The 18902-nt window shown below is 61.2% G+C and carries 14 protein-coding genes; 10 read left to right on the plus strand and 4 right to left on the minus strand.

From position 1 onward, the window contains the following. Window positions 1-59 precede the first annotated feature (59 nt). From SJQ66_RS02865 to SJQ66_RS02880, 4 genes are all read left to right on the plus strand, one after another. Window positions 60-3818 (plus strand): DNA translocase FtsK, encoded by a 3759-nt coding sequence (locus SJQ66_RS02865; protein ID WP_024904002.1) that lies wholly within the window; start codon window positions 60-62, stop codon window positions 3816-3818. 100 nt (window positions 3819-3918) lie between these two features. Beyond that, a complete protein-coding gene (locus SJQ66_RS02870) occupies window positions 3919-4365 on the plus strand; it encodes an Lrp/AsnC family transcriptional regulator (protein ID WP_024904003.1) in 447 nt (148 codons plus the stop codon). 49 nt (window positions 4366-4414) lie between these two features. Further along, window positions 4415-4672: a hypothetical protein gene (locus SJQ66_RS02875; protein WP_036010568.1), complete on the plus strand. Its 258-nt coding sequence runs from the start codon at window positions 4415-4417 to the stop codon at window positions 4670-4672. 392 nt (window positions 4673-5064) lie between these two features. Beyond that, window positions 5065-6309 (plus strand): saccharopine dehydrogenase family protein, encoded by a 1245-nt coding sequence (locus tag SJQ66_RS02880; protein ID WP_024904005.1) that lies wholly within the window; start codon window positions 5065-5067, stop codon window positions 6307-6309. A gap of 62 nt (window positions 6310-6371) precedes the next feature. Here the strand turns inward: SJQ66_RS02880 and hutG are convergent, their stop codons facing one another. After that, window positions 6372-7196 (minus strand): N-formylglutamate deformylase, encoded by an 825-nt coding sequence (gene hutG, locus SJQ66_RS02885; protein WP_024904006.1) that lies wholly within the window; start codon window positions 7194-7196, stop codon window positions 6372-6374. Between the two features lie 392 nt (window positions 7197-7588). Between hutG and SJQ66_RS02890 the strand changes: the two genes are divergently transcribed. From SJQ66_RS02890 to SJQ66_RS02900, 3 genes are all read left to right on the plus strand, one after another. Further along, a complete protein-coding gene (locus tag SJQ66_RS02890; RefSeq protein WP_024904007.1) occupies window positions 7589-8653 on the plus strand; it encodes a hydroxyacid dehydrogenase in 1065 nt (354 codons plus the stop codon). A 132-nt stretch (window positions 8654-8785) separates the two neighbouring features. Then, the gene (locus tag SJQ66_RS02895; protein WP_024904008.1) at window positions 8786-10933 is read left to right on the plus strand and encodes a hydantoinase/oxoprolinase family protein; all 2148 of its coding nucleotides are present in this window, start codon (window positions 8786-8788) and stop codon (window positions 10931-10933) included. Window positions 10934-11093: 160 nt separating this feature from the next. Continuing rightward, on the plus strand, window positions 11094-12836 hold the full coding sequence (locus SJQ66_RS02900) for a hydantoinase B/oxoprolinase family protein (RefSeq protein ID WP_024904009.1): 1743 nt from the start codon (window positions 11094-11096) through the stop codon (window positions 12834-12836). 5 nt (window positions 12837-12841) lie between these two features. On the opposite strand, the gene SJQ66_RS02905 is transcribed toward SJQ66_RS02900, so the two are convergent. Continuing rightward, complete coding sequence (locus tag SJQ66_RS02905; protein ID WP_320533590.1) at window positions 12842-13780, minus strand: LysR substrate-binding domain-containing protein; 939 nt, start codon at window positions 13778-13780, stop codon at window positions 12842-12844. 4 nt (window positions 13781-13784) lie between these two features. Beyond that, window positions 13785-14825 carry a LysR family transcriptional regulator gene (locus SJQ66_RS02910; protein WP_024904011.1) on the minus strand — a complete coding sequence of 347 codons (1041 nt, stop codon included), beginning with the start codon at window positions 14823-14825 and terminating at the stop codon, window positions 13785-13787. Between the two features lie 127 nt (window positions 14826-14952). Between SJQ66_RS02910 and SJQ66_RS02915 the strand changes: the two genes are divergently transcribed. The 3 genes from SJQ66_RS02915 to SJQ66_RS02925 all read left to right on the plus strand — a co-directional run bounded on the left by SJQ66_RS02915 (window position 14953) and on the right by SJQ66_RS02925 (window position 18340). Beyond that, window positions 14953-15966 carry a zinc-binding alcohol dehydrogenase family protein gene (locus SJQ66_RS02915; protein WP_253464039.1) on the plus strand — a complete coding sequence of 338 codons (1014 nt, stop codon included), beginning with the start codon at window positions 14953-14955 and terminating at the stop codon, window positions 15964-15966. A gap of 277 nt (window positions 15967-16243) precedes the next feature. Beyond that, the gene (locus SJQ66_RS02920; protein WP_320533591.1) at window positions 16244-17992 is read left to right on the plus strand and encodes a hypothetical protein; all 1749 of its coding nucleotides are present in this window, start codon (window positions 16244-16246) and stop codon (window positions 17990-17992) included. Window positions 17993-18067: 75 nt separating this feature from the next. Next, window positions 18068-18340 (plus strand): hypothetical protein, encoded by a 273-nt coding sequence (locus SJQ66_RS02925; RefSeq protein WP_320533592.1) that lies wholly within the window; start codon window positions 18068-18070, stop codon window positions 18338-18340. Between the two features lie 105 nt (window positions 18341-18445). Here SJQ66_RS02925 and SJQ66_RS02930 read toward each other — a convergent pair whose 3' ends face one another. Continuing rightward, a complete protein-coding gene (locus SJQ66_RS02930; protein ID WP_036010572.1) occupies window positions 18446-18868 on the minus strand; it encodes a hypothetical protein in 423 nt (140 codons plus the stop codon). Window positions 18869-18902: the final 34 nt, after the last annotated feature.

Raw genomic sequence — 18902 nt, forward strand, 5'->3', positions numbered from 1 at the left:
GCGGTCCCGTCGCCCACCGTCACATGGTTGCCGCGTCTTCCGCTACGTCTCTCTGTCGCATGTTCAAAGTCGTTCTTGGTCTTTTTGGCCTATCCGCCGTGTTTTTCCTGCCGTTCCTATGGCATCTGGGTCGTTTTATCCTGGGTGCCATGCGCGGCGATGCGCGCTATGGCGCCGCTGCAGTGATACGCCTCGCGTCGACGCTGATCCTCACGGTACTCAGCGCCAGTATCGTCGATGGCTTGTTGCGCGGTCCCGGTGCCGGATCGGTCGGCCAGGGCGGTGCTGTCTGGCTCAGCATCGTATTAAGCCGCCCCGGGGCGCTTGCCGTCAGTCTCGGAGTCTGGATCACCATGCTGCCTTGGTCTCTCGGTTTGGGGTGGCGTCGTACAGCGACCGCGATCGTGCGTTTAGCTGGCTCGCTAGGCATCGGGGCGCCGGCGGGCGTGCAGGCATGGGCTGAGCGCGGTGGGGGGGATTCGGAGAGGGAGCACCCGTCCCCGCATGGTGCGCGCGCCGCGGGAAGGGGGGCTGCCGGCATTGGGATGGCAGCCGCCACAACTGCAAATATGCCTCCTATCGGCGTTGGATCAACGGCATTGTCCGGTTCGAAAAGTCTCGGGGTGTTTGGCGCTAGCACCAAGCATGGCGGCTTTGATAGCGGCACCGTGGGATCGACCGCGTCGTCGGGCGGGCGCACGGTTGCATCGCCGGTTCCGCCGGGCGTGTATGACTGGCGTCGCGCGGCACAGCAGTCGGCGCGGGGCAAGGATGCCGCGGGGCGTCGTACCGGTGCGAGCAAATTGCAACCGTGGGCACCAGGCGCCACGGCCGCGCGAGGTCAGGCGGTGAAGCATGGTGCACGTAATGGGTATGGTGCGGCGACACTCACATCGATGCAACCGATGCCGTTGCCATCGAACCCCGCCGTAAGCCGATACGGCGAACCGCAACGCGCGGCCGCGCCTGCGCATTTCACGCCACCGGGAAGCGGTATGCGGGCAGATGCCGGCAAGTCGTCCGAGTCCGGGACGTCGAAGGCGAAATCGCTGGTGGGCAAGCCGACGACGCTAGCGACTGTCGGGAACGCCAGTGTGGCAAACGGCAAGGCCGTGGGCGGGCCGGTCGACGCATCAGGCCGCGTGCTGCCCGGGCTTGGGGTGCCATCGCGTTCATCCATGGGGCCGACCACCGCCCAGTCGGCCGTGGCGGGTGTCCCATTATCCGCCGAAGTACGACGTGAGCCCACCTGGCGTCCACCGATCATGGTCCACCAGGACGGCGTCACGGCGTTCCGGAAAGGTACCGTGCCTGCTGTGAGTACAGGGTCCGAAGCAGGAGGGGTGCGGCCCGTGGATGCAACGATCCGTGAGAATGTGTCCGCGGTTGCGCCGCATGCCGCAGCCGGGGACACGGTTGCCGCACGGCCAGATCAGAAACGTGAGCCTGGTTTTGGCAGCATGACGGTCGGTGCGTCGGCGCCATTCTCTTCGGACGGGGACGAGGCCGATGCGCGCGTGCCATACGTCTGGATCAGTCCGCCGGATGATGAGCCGACGGTGTCATCGTCCGAGCGGGCTGGGAGCGCATCGGCTCCTGCCAGGGCGTCGCCTGTCAATGTATCGCCCTCGCCGCTCGCCGGATCTGTTCCAACGTCGACGCCGACCGGCTCGTCTTATTTGCGTTCGTCAGAGGTGCCGACGTCCGCGATAGCGCCGACAACAGCCGATGCGGCATCCGACGATGCGCACGGTGATTGGGAAAATCCACGCGAATCGGACGCTGTCAGTCGACCGCTGTCTATACCCGAGCCTGTGAGCCAGGTGTTCGCACCGCGCTCGTCCGACCCCGAGGTAACGATGTCGCGCGCGTCCACCGATACGCGCATCGACGTGCCACCGCGGGATGAGCCGGACGTTCCTGCCGCACCTGATGTTGACACTGCGTTGGATGTCACCGGGGTTGTCGATGCGGCAGCTTCCCTCGCGAGCGATCCCGGCGCGACCGATTGGCGAGGCCGTGTTGCCGCGGCGGCGCCTGGCATCGCGCGCGTGGTGCGTCCTGCCGGCGAAGCGCATGACGAAGAGCGTGGCGACGCCGACCTTGAAAATAGAGCGGCGTTGACGCCGGCCCTTGCCGCCCGAGGCGGACTGCCTGAGGCTGTCAATGCCGCCTCGTTCGATGCGGCGGCTATTCAGGCCGCCAATGCAGCGGCATTGGCGGCGCGTGGCGGGCTGTCCACGAATGGTGCGGCGGTCTTACCTGCCGCGCCTGCAGCAGATCCAGCGCCGCGCGCTGCGACGATCGATGCTTTTTCGAGCCTGTTGCCGGAAGCGCCACGGGTGGAATTGCCGGGACTGGACCTATTGGAAGCACCGGCCGAAGCGGTCGAACAGGCGTCCGATGAAACGTTGCATGAGACGGCGCAACTGATCGAACAGCGCTTGCGCGAATTCAAGGTGCCGGTGACCGTGGTCGGTGCCTCCGCCGGACCGGTCATCACGCGTTTCGAGGTCGAGCCGGCAACGGGCGTGCGCGGCAGCCAAATCGTCAATCTGATGAAGGATCTGTCACGCGGTCTGGGACTGACATCCATCCGCGTGGTGGAGACCATCCCTGGCAAGACCTGCATGGGTCTCGAATTACCGAATACACGGCGTCAGATGATTCGCTTGTCGGAAATCCTCGCCGCCGATGTTTACCAGCGGCATGATTCGCCGTTGGCAATTGCCATGGGAAAGGACATCACCGGGGCGCCGGTCGTCGTGGACCTGGCCCGGGCGCCGCATATGCTCGTGGCCGGTACGACCGGTTCGGGTAAATCGGTGGCCGTCAACGCGATGATTCTGTCGCTGCTGTACAGGGCGACGCCTGAAGCATTGCGGATGATCATGATCGATCCGAAGATGCTGGAACTCTCGGTGTACGAGGGTATTCCGCATTTGCTCGCGCCCGTGGTCACCGATATGAAGCTGGCCGCCAACGCGCTCAACTGGTGCGTGGGGGAAATGGAGAAGCGCTATCGTCTCATGTCAGCGGTCGGGGTGCGTAATCTGGCGGGGTACAACCAGAAGATCCGGGCCGGTATCGCCTCTGGGAATCGCGTGAAGAATCCTTTCTCGTTGACGCCTGATGCCCCCGAACCGTTGCCGCCGCTGCCGATGATCGTCGTCGTCATCGATGAGCTGGCGGATCTGATGATGGTCGCCGGCAAAAAGGTCGAGGAGTTGATCGCCCGTCTCGCGCAAAAGGCACGGGCATCCGGTATCCACCTCGTGCTGGCGACCCAGCGTCCTTCGGTCGACGTCATCACGGGGCTGATCAAGGCCAACATTCCTACCCGTGTGGCGTTCCAGGTCTCGTCGAAGATTGATTCGCGGACGATCCTCGATCAAATGGGGGCCGAGAGTCTGCTCGGGCAGGGCGATATGTTGTTCTTGCCGCCGGGAAGTGGTGACCCGCAGCGTGTGCATGGCGCGTTCGTCGCGGACGAGGAAGTGCATCGTGTCGTCGAATATCTGAAACAGTTCGGCGAGGCCAATTACGAGGACAGCATTCTCGAAGGGCCTGGCACGGAGGGCGCGTCCGGCGACGGGGAAAGCGGTACCGGCGATACCGAGGCGGACCCGCTGTACGATGAAGCGGTCGCCTTCGTCATCCGTTCGCGCAAGGCCTCGATCTCGGCAGTGCAGCGGCAACTGCGGATTGGCTATAACCGCGCCGCTCGGCTCGTCGAGCAGATGGAGAGCGCGGGGATCGTGTCGTCTATGGGTCATAACGGCAGCCGCGACGTGCTGGTGCCGGAGGGGTCGGCATGACGCCTGTCCCGCGCATCGCGTTGCGCGACGCACCTTACGGCATGCGGGATGCCGGCCCGCCTCGTACGGTCCCAGGTGTGATCTTGAAAGGTTGCGCGCGATGAGTTTGCGCTTCGACGAATTGGACGACATCGATCTCGGACTGCTGTCCCTGCTGCAGGCCAATGCACGGGAATCCGCTGCTGACCTGGGGCGCAAGCTGGGTGTCGCGCGCACCACGGTGTTGTCGCGTATCACCCGTCTGGAACGTCATGGCATCATTGCGGGGTATGGGGTGCGTTTGGGAAAGGATATCGACGTCCACGCACTGCAAGCGCATGTAGGCATCGTCGTACAGGCGAAGTCCGGCCGGAATGTGTTGAAACAGCTTGAGCGGATGCCGGAAATTACGCTGCTCTGCGCGGTGAGCGGTGAGTTCGACTATGTGGCTTGGGTGCGTGCCGGTTCACCGGAAAGGCTTGACACCCTGCTGGACAACATCGCGGAAATCGAAGGCGTGGCTCGCACGACGACCTCGATTATCCTGGCGCGAAAGATCGAGCGTTAATACGGGCTTCGCTGTGCTACGCTAGGAAGAAGATGCAGGAGGCCAGAGCATGACCCCATTCGATGTAATCAGGATGTTCGAGCGCCGCTTCGCAAACGATCAGGCGCCTTTGGTCGATGATGCAATCTCCGATCTTGCGACCTGGATCGCCGAGAATAAAGACAAGCTTTCCCTCGAAGACGTCCAGTGTCTGCTGAACGTCGGGGCGACCTTGTTTGAAAAAGGCATGGATGCGCGGATGGAGCGTCCGGGACCTGCGTCGCGTGTCACTGCCGAGTTGATGGAACAGCTTCGTACGCGCCGCTGAACGCCCCCGCTGTTTTTCCCGGCGACCGTCGCGTCGCACTGCTGGCGCAGCCGGCCCGGAAACACGCTTCACGATGTAAACCGGTCGCTCGTTCGAGCGTATTCCGTGCGCCTATTTTCTTTCCAATGACTACCCGTTTTGCCTCGCCGATCAATATCGTCTTGTTCTGTCGGCGGCACAGCAAGACATCGATCAATTGACGAATTTCGATCCGTTTCTGACAAAACGTCGATGTTAGTCGTCGAAATGGCGAGAAGTACTCGTCTATTCGTCAATTTCAGCATTTTTTCCGTCAATGTTTCTCCGTAGAATGAAGTCATCCAGTCGTGTCGGCCCGTAAGTCGGTCCTATACAGGCTTCATCACTCCTTGACCCGAAAAATGGAGAACGCCATGAAGATCGCATTGTTGGGCGCGGGCCACATCGGCATGACGATTGCGCGGTTGCTGCAGGACAGCGGTGACTATCAGGTGACGGTGGCGGACCGGGATGAGACGGCCTTGGGCGCGTTCGCGGACACCAACGTCGGCACGACGGTAATCGACGTTTCGGATGGAACCGCGGTGACGGGCTTTGCGCGAGAGCACGACGCCGTTATCAATGCGTTGCCGTTTTCCTTGGCGATCACCGCCGCGCACGCGGCGGCGGCAGCGGGTGCGCACTACTTCGATCTTACCGAGGACGTGCAGGCGACCCGCGCCATTCGTGCGCTTGCGCGTGATGCGACGACCGCCTTCATGCCGCAATGCGGACTGGCACCCGGCTTTATCGGCATCGCGGCGCACAGCTTGAGTCGTCGATTCGATGTGGTGCACGATATCAAGATGCGCGTCGGCGCGTTGCCGCAGTTTCCGACCAACGCGTTGAAATACAACCTCACGTGGAGCATAGACGGGCTGATCAACGAATATCGGCACCCGTGTGCAGCCATTCGCGATGGCATCCTGACCGACGCGGCACCGATGGAAGGGCTGGAGCATTTTTCGCTCGATGGCGTGGAATACGAAGCCTTCAACACGTCAGGCGGACTCGGAACGCTTTGCGAAACGCTTGCGGGCAAGGTCCGGACGCTCGACTATAAATCAGTTCGCTACCCTGGACATTGCGCATTGATGCGCTTCTTGTTGGACGATATGAAGCTGTCGCAAAAACCGGCGGCATTGAAGGCGCTATTGCAGGACGCGGTGCCGGCAACCGAGCAGGATATCGTGCTGGTCTTCGTGGCGGTCAATGGAATACGCAACGGGCGTTACATGGAGCAGATCTTTACGCGCAAGATCGTCGCGCGGCATTGCCAGGAGGGATGGTTTGGTTCGGGCGCGACGGCGGTGAGCACCGATGCGCCATCGGGTCATTCGATGAGCGCCATCCAGATCACGACCGCGGCGGGTGTCTGCGCGGCGGTGGATCTTTTCCGGCGAAAACTATTGCCACAATCGGGTTTCATTGCGCAAGAGCAGGTCGATCTGGACGTGTTCCTCGCGAATCGATTCGGTGCCGCCTACGATCTTGCGAGTATCGGCAACGATATGCGCGCGGCGAACAATGGCGTGAATATGGCGGCGAGTGACGGCAATCGGACGGCCACTGCAGCCATCACGGGAAGCCATGAAGGTATCACGTGCTTTGCCGCATAGACTTGGCGCGCGTCCACCGATGTCCTCTCTCCATCCCCTTTGCACAGCTGCCTTTTCCGGCATCAGTCCGGATAGGCCGGTGGCGGCACGTGCGTTGTCGGCAAGGCGTCGACGGCGGCCTGCAACATTTTGCGCAGCAGCGGTTGCAGGCGTGCCGCGATGGCGGGCGCGTAGTCATAGGGTGCGTCTTCGTGCATGTAGGTCGACCAGCATTTCTCCAACTGCACCGTGTGCACACCCTGGTCAGGCTTGCCGTAATGGCGTGTGATGTAGCCGCCCTTGAAGCGCCCGTTCAGTATCGACGTATAGGCACCGTCTGATCCCGCCGCGTGCATCACCGCATCGGATACCGATGTCGCCGCGCTACGACCATCGGCCGTACCCAGATTCAAATCCCATAGCTTGCCATCGAACAGGCGTGGTAGATGGCTTTTGATCGAGTGTCCTTCCCACACCACGATGTGTGGATGCCGTTCGCGCAGACGGGTAATTTGCTGCATCAAGGTATGGTGATACGGGTGCCAATATTCGTTCACCCGCGCTGCTTTTTGCGCGGCGTCGGGCGCCTGGCCTGGCAGGTAGATGTCCTCGCCAAGAAATGTTTCCGTCGGGCACAGGCCGGTGGTGACCTTTCCCGGGTAGAGGCTTTCGTCGTTGCGCGGGCGGTTCAGGTCGATGACATAGCGGGAGTATTCCCCACACAATATCGTGGCGCCCATCTCCCGGGCGAAATCGTACAACCTATCCAGATGCCAGTCGGTGTCTTGAACCGTCAGACCGGCAGCCGAATATACGGGCTTCAGCACTTCCGGGATCGTTGTACCCACGTGGGGAATGGAAATCAGCAAGGCGCTGTCGCCTTGGTGCAACGTATAGCCAGTCTTCATGAGCTTTCAAACGGTGTGGCACGAGCAAATCGCATAGCGCATCATAACCCGGTGACGACGGAGGACGGCATCCGACAATATCTGAATGGCAAAGCACGCATTTTGTTTTTAGTGCGCGGCAGCGGTCCTTCGACGTTATCATCCCTGCAACACGCCCTTACTCACTTACGTAAAAACAACGTAACGCAACTACGTCGCCTTATCGGAGCGCCCAACGAAACGATGTCCCTTTCTTCCTCTCCCGTGTCATCGCTGCCCCATTCATTCGCGGCGACGCCGTCGTCGCCTGCCAGCGAGGCATGCTGTTCCCGGATTTTGAGAAAGGCGCGCATTTGCTGGCGTGCCTGCTGTTGACTTGATGCATTTACTTGAAAACAAGGAAACGCCGAATCATGCGTGAGAGGTGGTCGTGCCTGATTACACAACCGGTCCATCCCATCGGGTGGGAATTACTGGCGGCGGCGGGCATTGCGGTACGACAGGCAAGCGCCACGACAATGCACGGTATCGCGGGGGAAATCGCCGACGCCGACGCCGTCATTACCCGCGATGCCGGGATGCCGGCATGGGTTCTGGATCACGCGCCGCGGTTGCGGGTCGTCGGCAACCATGGCGCGGGTACGAATAAAGTGGATGTCGCGCATGCCACGCATTGCGGCATTGCGGTGACGAACACGCCGGGCGCGAATGGGCGATCCGTTGCCGAACATGCGATGGCGCTGTTGCTCGCGGTGGCGCGCAAGGTGCCGCAAGCGCATCATGCCAGCCGTAGTGGTGACTGGCAGTTCCGTTTTTCGCACACCATGCATGAATTGTACGGCAAGGTTCTTGGGATAGCCGGATTTGGGGCGATTGGCAGCGCGTTTGCCAATATAGCGCGTCATGGCTTCGGCATGCGCGTTTGCGTCTGGTCTCCCAGTCTGGATGCCACGCGGCGTGCGCAGCTTGCCACCGACGGTATGGAATGGGTCGAGACGCTGCCGGAACTGCTGGAGCGTGCGGACGTCGTCAGCCTGCATCGCCCCGCACGTGCGGATACCGTGCATATGATCAATGCCGCCACGCTGGCGCTGATGAAGCCGTCGGCCATTCTGCTCAACACCTCGCGCGGGACGCTGATCGATGAAGCTGCTCTGGCGGAGGCGTTGCGGATGGGACGCCTGTTCGGCGCGGGTCTCGATGTCTTCGAACAGGAGCCGCCGCCTGCGGATTCACCGTTACTTGCATTGTCGCCCGAGACCAACCTTGTTTGCGCCCCTCACATCGGTGGCGCCACGCAGGAAGCATTGGTCGCGACGATTACCGTTGCCGTAGAACAGGTTGTCGCCGTATTGCGTGACGAACGGCCGCGACATCTGGTGAATCCGGAAGTGTGGGCGCATCGACGTGCCACGCGAAGCGCTGCCGGCTCACCTCGACAAGACGTGGGCAGTGCCGACACGTGCTGGGGAAAATGACAACTTCGACGCGTTGCAAGGCTATAGGGCAAATTTAATTTACCCCCGGGGAATTTTGTCGTTGATTGCCTGATTCCGTTCCTCGAAGCAAGATGGATTCGAATCAGACAAACTTATGCAGGGGAGCAACCGGTGACGACGACAGCAGGTTCCCATTCCGTATCCGCCGCCGCTAAGACAACCGCCTTTACATCGATTCGCGCCGGTGTCGACATCGGTGGGACATTTACCGATGTCGCGCTTGAGTGTGACGGCAGATTGTTTTCGGCTAAGGTCCTGACGGACTACGCGGGTCCCGAACGGGCCATCCTTGCGGGGCTGCTTCGCGCTGCGTCGCTCGCGGGCATTGCACCCGGCGCCATTCAGTCGATCATTCACGGCACCACCCTCGCGACGAATGCGCTGATCGAGCGCCGTGGCGCGCGTACCGCTTTCATCACCAGCGAAGGGTTCCGCGATGTCATCGAGATGCGCACGGAAAGCCGGTTCGAACAGTACGATCTCGGCATCATGCTCCCCGCGCCGCTGGTGCCGCGTTGTGACCGCTTCACGGTGGTTGGACGAATGGACGCGCAAGGGAACGAACTGGTGCCGCTCGATTTCGATGGCCTTGACAAGGTGATCGCCGGGATTGCAGAGCAGGGTTTCGACAGCGTGGCCGTTGGGCTGATACACAGCTATCGGCATCCCGGACACGAGCGGGCGGTGCGCGATCGCTTGCTGGCGGCGTTGCCGAACCTATCCGTGTCGTTGTCATCGGAGGTATCACCGCAGATTCGCGAATTCGAACGATTCAATACCGTGTGCGCCAACGCATACGTCAAGCCATTGATGGCGTCCTATCTGAACCGGCTCGCCGCCGCGTTGCAGAAGGAGGGCATTGGCTGCCCGCTGTACATGATCCATTCGGGCGGGGGACTGATGTCGCTACGCAGCGCGGCGATGTTCCCGGTTCGATTGCTTGAGTCCGGACCCGCGGGCGGCGCAATTTATGCCGCCGACGTAGCCGCGCGTTATGGCTTGGATCATGTGCTGTCATTCGACATGGGCGGCACCACGGCGAAGATCTGCCTCATCGAACACCAGCGTCCGAAGACCGCGCGGACGTTCGAGGTTGCGCGGACCTATCGCTTCAAAAAGGGCAGCGGCATGCCCATCTCGATTCCGGTCATCGAAATGGTCGAGATTGGCGCTGGCGGTGGTTCGATCGCCCATGTCGATGAAATGCGCCAGGTCCGGGTGGGGCCGGAAAGCGCTGGATCGGAGCCCGGTCCCGCCTGTTATGGTCGCGGGGGCGAGAAGCCGACGGTGACCGATGCCGATCTGGTACTGGGCAAACTCGATCCGGCGCGGTTTGCCGGCGGTACGATGGCCCTCGACGGGCTGGCCGCTGGTCGCGCATTGGAGCAGGCCATCGCCACGCAACTCGGCGGGGACGCGGTGCAATCGGCATGCGCCGTTGCCGAGATGGTCGACGAGAACATGGCCAATGCCGCTCGTGTTCATGCGGTCGAAAACGGCTGCGAGCTTGCCGGCTACACGATGATCGCCTACGGCGGTGCCGCGCCGCTGCATGCCGGCCGCCTTTGCGAGAAACTCGGCATCGACCGACTGTTGGTGCCCCCGGGAGCCGGCGTCGGTTCCGCGATCGGGTTTCTGCGTGCCCCTTTTGGCTATGAATCGCTGCGTAGCGCCGTCATGCGGCTCGGCGAGTTTGATGTGGCGATGGTCAATACGCTGATCGATGAGATGGAACGCGAGGTATCCGCCTTCGTCGCGGAGACAGGACATGGCGGCGCCACGGTACGTGAATTGCGCGCCTACATGCGCTATGCGGGGCAGGGATGGGAGATTCCCGTTCCGGTTGCGGTGGGGTATTTCCAAGGGGGTACCGACGTTGCAGCCCTGCGTGCGGCCTTTATCGCCGTGTATGTGCAGCTCTTCGGACATGAGGTTGAAGGGCTCGATGTCGAAGTGGTCAGCTGGGCATTGTCGCTTCGCACGGAAGTCCCCGTGCCCGCGCGCGTGACGGAGATCGCGGGTGTGGCATGTGACGGCGAAGAGGCGCCGCGGCCGCTCGAACGGCGGCCCGTATTCGACGCGAAACGCGGGGGTTTCCACGAGTGCGCCATCCATCATCGCGATAGTCTACGCGTGGGATGGCGCTTGGACGGGCCGGCAATTGTCCTGGAAAACGAGACGTCGACATTGGTGCCCCAGGGCTTCAGCGTGACGCTGCAACGGGATCGTTGCCTATTGATTCAACGCCATCAGGCCTGACGTGGCCCGGCAGGCCCGAGATGATTAGTTCGTCACGGCATGTAGTGTGGGACCTTGCCGCGATATGGCGGTAGGTGTCATCGGACACCCCTTGGGATCGTCGCCACATCGATGTGGCTGATAAAGACCGAAAAGACGGCTTTGGCCGGGGAGTAAAGCGATGGACAGCAACGGAACGGGGAGTACCGCCAGTGTGGGTGACGCGGCAGGCAAGACGGGCGGCCAAGGCGGTACGGCCATCAAGGTGCGTGAGCAGATCATGTGGAACCGGCTGATCTCGGTGGTCGAGGAGCAGGCTATCACGTTGATTCGTACCGCGTTCTGTACTAGCGTGCGCGAAGCTGGTGACTTGTCGGCAGGCGTGTTCGATGCCCAGGGCAGGATGGTCGCGCAAGCAGTGACCGGCACGCCTGGGCACGTCAATTCAATGGCGGATGCGGTGGGCCATTTCTGTGAACGCTTCCCTGTTGATACGTTGTCGCCAGGAGATGTATTGATGACCAACGATCCCTGGATGGGGACCGGGCATCTGCATGACATTACGGTCGTGACACCGGTATTCCGTACGCCGCGTGGTGGTGCCTCGGGAAGCGCGCCCACGCTGATCGGTTATTTCGCCTCCACCGCGCACGTCGTTGATATTGGTGGCCGTGGTTTCGGTCCGGATGCGCGGGAAGTGTATGAGGAAGGCATCTGCTTTCCGCCGATGAAGTTGTTCCGTGCCGGCGAGATCAACCGCGACCTGATCGACATCCTGCGGGCGAACGTGCGTGAACAGGATCAGGTCGTGGGCGATTTCCATTCCCTGGCCGCGTGCAATGACACCGGCCGTCGCCGATTGATGGACATGATGAACGAGTTCGACCTCGACGATATCGAGGGACTCGCCGCCTTCATATTCGAAAACAGCGAGCGGGCCACCCGCGAGCGCATTGCCGCACTGCCACGCGGCGCGCATACCTACAGCATGACCGTCGATGGCTACGACCAGCCGGTGGAACTGGTGGTCACTGTCAGCGCGGAAGGCGACACGATGCGCGCCGACTATACCGGCACTTCCGGGCCCAGCGCATATGGCATCAACGTTCCGCTGACCTATACCAAGGCCTATACCTGCTACGCGTTGAAATGTGCCATCGCGCCGGCGATTCCGAACAACTGGGCATCGCTGCGGCCGTTTCAGATTACCGCCCCGGAGGGCTGCATTCTCAATGCGCCGCGGCCGCATGCGGTGGCCGTGCGTCACGTCCTGGGCCATCTGCTGCCTGATGTGACCCTGGGTGCGTTGCAGGCGTTGGTGTCGGACCTGGTGCCGGCGGAAGGCGCGAGCGCCTTATGGAATCTGCAGATGAAGTTCGAAGGGGTGCGTCCTGAGACGCGTAACCTGCGACATGAGATGCTCGTTTTCAATAGCGGCGGGACCGGCGCCCGCCCGTCGAGCGACGGCCTGAGTGCAACGGCGTTTCCGAGCGGCGTGCAGACGATGTCCGTCGAAGTGACCGAAAGCATCGGGCCGATTGTCGTCTGGCGCAAGGAGTTGCGTCCCGATTCCGGTGGCGCGGGGCGGTGGCGTGGCGGACTGGGCCAGCGTATCGAGATCGGCGCAAAGGAGGGGTTCGTGTTCAGCCTCAATGCGATGTTCGAACGCGTCGTCTATCCCGCACGGGGACATCATGGTGGAGCGTCCGGCGCTCCGGGCACGGTAAGCCTGGACGATGGTACCCCGCTGCGCGCGAAAGGCACGCAGCGGATACCGGAAGGGCGTCGTCTCGTGCTGGCGTTGCCTGGCGGCGGCGGGTATGGCAATGCCGCCGCCCGACCGGCCTCTTTGGTACAGCGCGATATCGATCACGGCTACCTTTCTCGGGAAAAAGCCGTCCATGACTACCCCCATGTTTTTTGACCATGTCATGGGGTCTTGGTCACCGCATGGTCGCGCGCCGCGTCGCGTTGTACGATCTCCCGCAGCCAGGCCACAAACGCCTGCATGATCTCCGACGGTGGCGCATCCTGTAATTGCACGAGGGTGACGCGCGGCATTTCAGTGGCCGGCAGGCGTTTCAGATAGTCGAGTCCAAACGGCGCCAGCAACCTGCCTTGCTGGATCAGCGCGATGGCATCCGGATATGACAACAAGCCAACGCCAAGCCCACTCACCGTGGCGTCGAGCATCGCGCTGTGCGTGTGAATCTGCAGCAGATGCCTGGCCGGCGCATCCTGCAGTTGCATCAATGACAGCACATGGCGCCACAGGGAGGTATCGGCCAAAGGCGAAATCAGCGTGTGATCCAGCAGGTCCGTCGGTGTGTGGATGGGTTTTTTTTCGGCCAGGTCAGCGCTATAGGTGATGACCTTCAAATCGTCGACAAGCGTGGTTTCGAAAAACATGTCGCCTGCGCCGCCGTATCCCCATAGCACGACGCCATCGAGTTCCGCCCGTTTCATGTCGGGCATCTCGACTGCAATGGAAATGCGCAGGTCCAGGTCAGGATAGCGCTGCGTAAAAGCACTCAGGTCGGGCATCAGATAATGCGATGCAAAAAACGGACTTACCTGAATCGATAGCTTCTGCGTGCTGTCCATTCGCGTCAGCGCCGCCAGGCCGTCGTCGATGCATTTCATCGCGGCACTGACATGTTCCTGCAACAGGCGCGCGGCCGGGGTTGGTGTGACGCTGCTGACACGGCGTACGAACAACGCGCGTCCAAGCGTCTCTTCGAGGGTCTTGATGCGATGACTGACCGCCTGTGGGGTCAGGTCCAGTTCGAGCGCGGCCTGGCGGATCGAGCCATGGCGAGTGACTGCTTCAAAGACCTTCAACGATGTCAGCGACGGTGACGAGGGCATGGCATCAGGCTCGCGAAAGGTGTTCAAGGCAACGTGACCGCAGGAAGTCCCGTAATTGTTGCACGGAGGGCGACAGTGTTGACCGTTCCGCACTAAGCAGGTTCAAAGGCGCGGGTTCACACCAATCGCCGGGGACCAGTTCGACGAGGCGGCCCGCGCGTAAATCGTCCATCACGTCGATACGGGATTTGTAGACGATGCCGCGGCCGTCGATGGCCCAGCGGCGCGCCACATCGGCATCGTCGCAGATCCGGTCCCCCCGGACTTCCACCACGCAGTCCTGCGAGCTGGAACGCGTATCCGACGACGACATGCCCGCCTCGTCCGGCATGCCGGTGCTGACCGTCTTGAACACCTCGGACGATGGCGTGCGAGCGTCTTGCACGGCGTTCCCGGTCCGGGGAGGCGTCAGCGTGCGCGCCGACGGATGGAAACGCCAGCGTTCATGCACTTGATCACCCCATATGAACCGCAGGCAATTGTGGTATGCCAGATCCGTGATGTTGGCAAGCGGGCCATGACGTGCGATGTAGGAGGGTGAGGCGCAGAGTGCGCGTCGATTCTGCGGCGCCAGAGGCATCAGAACCAGGCCTGAATCGGACGGGGTGCCGTAGCGGATCGCCGCGTCCAACGGTTGTGCGAACAGGTCGACGGCCCGATCGCTCAGCCGCAATTGAATGGAGACTTCGGGATGAAGTGCTTGGAATGCGTCGAGCCATGGCGCAAGCAGGTTGCGACCGAAATCCGATGGTGCTGACAGCCGTAGCGGTCCGGCGACGCGTGCACCGTCCCGCCGAACCGCGTGCTGGCCCGACGCTTGCGCCGCCAGCATGGCACGCGCATGCGGCAGATAGCGTGCGCCGTCATCGGTGAGATGCATCGTTCGCGTGGAGCGCACGAACAGCCGGCAGCCAAGTGCTTTTTCCAGACGCTGAACGGCGCTGCTCGCCAGACCTGGCGAAATATGCATTTGTCGGGCGGCGAGTGAAAAACTTCCGGCGTCCGCGGTCTGGACAAAGATGGCAACATCATCAAGTCGGATCATTTTCTGCGATTCGCGGAAAGTGTTTGCGTGCCAGACGGCTGTTTTTCACCGTTGGCCTCGTTCATCATGGTGCCATCGCACATGCGCCCCGTGCCCGAGGCTGGGGCGCGCCTACCAGGAGTACACGATGAAAGCAGTGGGTTTTTATCAAGCCGGTCCCCTTGATCGCGCCGATGCGCTGGTCGATTTGGAACTGCCTGTGCCAACATTGCGCGATTATGACCTACTTGTAGAGGTCAAGGCGGTTTCGGTCAATCCGGTGGATACGAAGGTGCGTCGCGGGTCCACGCCCTCGGAAGGCACCGCACGTATTCCGGGATGGGACGCGGCGGGCGTCGTCAAGGAGGTGGGCCCGCTCGCCACCCGTTTCAAGGTTGGTGATCGCGTATGGTATGCGGGCGATATCACGCGCGCAGGCAGTAACGCGGCGCTGCAGGCGGTTGACGAGCGCATTGTCGGACCGATGCCGACCACACTTGATTTCGCCGATGCCGCCTCGTTGCCGCTGACGACGATTACGGCATGGGAATTGTTATTCGATCGCCTGGAAGTGCAAAGGGCCGACCCCACGGAAGATAACGTCTTGCTGGTAGTGGGCGCGGCGGGTGGCGTTGGATCGATTCTGACGCAATTGGCGCGGGCTTTGACCGGCCTGACCGTCATCGGCACGGCGTCACGGCCACGAAGCCGTGATTGGGTACTGGACCACGGCGCGCATCATACCATCGATCACCATCAGCCGTGGCAACCGCAGCTTGCGGCGCTTGGGTTTGCGCATGTCAGTCACGTCGCCGGTTTGAACGACAGCGCTCGCCACGTGCCGCAGATTGCCGAGGTCCTGTGTCCGGAAGGGCAGTTCGCCTTGATCGATGATCCGGAGAACCTCGATATCAGCCCGTTCAAGTCGAAGTCGATTGCGATCCATTGGGAATTGATGTACACCCGATCAATCTATACGACGAAGACGATCGCGCGGCAACACGCATTGTTGCGACGCGCGGCGCAACTGGTGGATCGCGGCGTGCTCCGGCATACGGCGACGCAACGCATCGATGGCATCGATGCCGCCAGCCTGAAGCAGGCGCATGCGCTGGTGGAACGTGGCGACATGATCGGCAAGGTTGTGCTGGTCGCGAAGTAATCACGCGTGCGCATCACGCCTGGCGGATTGAAACCGGGCGAACTGTAAGACCGGACTGGCGGTTCCGTCCGTCCGGGCCTCTTCGTCTCATTACGTTAGGCGCCGTATTGCAGCACCACGCGAATGCAAGTGGCCCACTGCATCGCCGTTGCGCTTTGCATCCGTTATTCTCCATACCACTAAACGTTCGCGTGCCCGTTCCGCCAGCGGTTCCTCTGTGCAACTCCGTTGTGACGCACGCGTCCCCCGGGCCATCGCGTCAATTGGGAGTGTGGAAATGGATAGTGGTTCGACGGACGTGCTCATCCGCCCTTCGTTCCGTGAACTCGACGAGTGGGCAAGCGTGATGCATTCGCCAACGACCGCGAAGAAACCGAATATCTACATCACCTCGCCTGAAGCAAGCCGCGTACGTACAGTGCCGCTCGCCGACCCAAGCGAGGAAGCGACGACATACGGGGCAGCGTCATGCCTGTCTGAGTTGCCAGCGGACCGTCTGATTGTGGTCACGGGAGGCTTGCCATGGGACTCCCTGGTTCAGTTGTCCATCTGCAGTAGGCGACTGTATCGATTAAGCCTGGGCTGTGCCATATATCGAATCCAGCGTGTCACGGATGTGGTTGGCATGATCGATGTGATGTGCGGCATCAAGCGTATGGCGGAAGCACGGCACCCTATATTGCTTCGCGAACTTTCAACGCGAATGATTGGCATCAAGGGAAGCGGCAGCGAGATGGTGCTCCAGATGTGGCGTGAATCCATCAGGCGATCTCAGCATTGGATTGTCCGTCAGCCTGATGAATTGCAAGGCGAAGCCATCGTCAATTTGATGATAGCCGCATACGGGGCGATTCTGCCGAGAGATCGGGTCAAGCCGCATGCCTTGGTGCAAGCGGTATTAATGGATATGAGCAAACTAATGCTGATCCGATGGCCCCCTATCCTGGAGGTACTCGTAGCCGCTGGCGGACATCACCAACTGGTAACACGATACATCGATCATTTTGCGAAGTATTTTCAAGGAACGTTGCCAAGCGTGTCGGATACGTTCGCCTTCGAGTTGGGAAGTACCTTGCTCTTGCGTTTGCATACCAGAAATGTATCGAAAGCGATGTCTTTGCATTTTGGCGTTAGCGACGCGCAACATGCGCGTATTGCCGACAACATTGCATATGCGATTGCCAAGCACGTCGTGGAATCGCCGCGCACGTTGTACATGTCAGGATCTCTGGATGAACGATGCCGACGGTGGGACAGGCGGGTGGGAAGTGACGTGAAACGTCTTGCCGAGCGCCATTTGGTGTCGATGCTCGGGTCGCGTATGCGCTCGGACGGCTCCTGGCGGGTGCTTTTGGAGAAAAGTGACGCAACTTCCGACCGTGTCATGATGGCCGCGCGGCGGCATATTCTGACCTTGGAGAGCGATACGCTTCAAGCGTTGCCGAATGAGACGCAGCACAATCTGTTTCTGGCGCTCCACCAATCGTTTGGCGAAGTGGAGGGCGCTGATGCATGGAAGAAAAGCTACAAGATGGTTGAGGGAATGCCATGGGAAGCGCAGCCGGCGCTGATGCACCGTCTGGCGTGCCGACTCGCTCCGGTCGAACACCGTGCCTGGTTTGATAACGAAGACCGGGTTTCCTTGTTGGACAGTGCCTCTGCCTGGGCGATCGAGATCGTACCGCGCTGCGCGCGAAACGGGCGTTCCGGATTGGGTGGGAGAGCGTTTGCTGCATTGCTGAGCTTGTGGGCGGCGCTTGGTGAAGTCGACCGGAAAGGAAAGGAAGACGTTTTCCACGAGGCATTTTCCAGCTTGCCCGTCGCGCTCCCGCCGCCCGATTGGGGACCGACGCTCGATAGTGTGGGCCTGTTCAATCATCGGCACGGTAGCGATTTATTCGGACTGGTAGACCAGGTAGCATTAAATGCGCTGCTGAAGCGTTTTCTTTGCGATAAGCATTCCTGCTTGATGTCACCGTCACCGTATTTCGCGAAATGGATCTGCAAAGAGGTTCCAGCATATTAGGACGCGCTACCCGATGGCGACAGACCGGTCGAGCGATGGCACGCGTTCTGCAGTCGATTCGACCTGCCACGGGAGATGAGAACGCAGCTACGTCGCGATGTGTTGCAGCACTATGCACGCAACCTCGCACAGGCACCTACTTCGTTCGACGAAGTGCTGTCCCGCGCCGGCTTCCATGATTCGCAGGGACGGCATGAGTTTGAAGAAGCATGCTGGGACGTCCAGAGCGCCTTGCCGGATGATACGACCCTGGCAAGGCGCCTTCATGTCTTCGGCTTGACGGATCGATTACGCGAAAGAATCACGGCGCGGTTCGGTGGCGAGGTGCTTCGGCGGCGGCGGCGATAGCGCACGGTGTCCGATCGCCTGATAGACGTGTGAAATCGGCCGCGGGCATTCACTCGGCGGTCGAGCGCTGTTCCGGCGCCGTATTGCGTTCGTCCGCCTGATCCTTTAGAAGACGCCGCCGTGGATACCTATTTGCAATTGGAGCTTAAGCATGAATTCAAGCTGGACAGTGGCATCTCCATTCTGGCCGGCCGGTGTCCTGGACGACCCGGCTAACGACACGCCACTTAAGGAGCCATCGCCAAGTCTTACGCCTCTCCCATCTTCAATTGAAACGCCGGCGCGAAGGCGCTCGTCGTCGTTTAGCCCTGAGCCAGCTTCTTCAGCAATACCGATATCGTCATCACCATCACCACCACCATCCCCTTCCTCCGCGTCTACAGTCATCAGATCACTTACCCAGTCTCCATCGCGTACGACGCCCGAAACGGTCAGTCCGTGGCGCAAGCGAAGGCGCGTGTTATTACCTTCGAATAGACGTCCGCCGCACCCGCCGTCACCGCAAGCGCCCGCCACGACGCCGGACATCCATATCTCTCAACATTGGAAGCATGGCGCGCCT

Origin of the sequence: Robbsia andropogonis, assembly GCF_034047095.1 — a bacterium.
GTDB classification, from domain to species: domain Bacteria; phylum Pseudomonadota; class Gammaproteobacteria; order Burkholderiales; family Burkholderiaceae; genus Robbsia; species Robbsia andropogonis.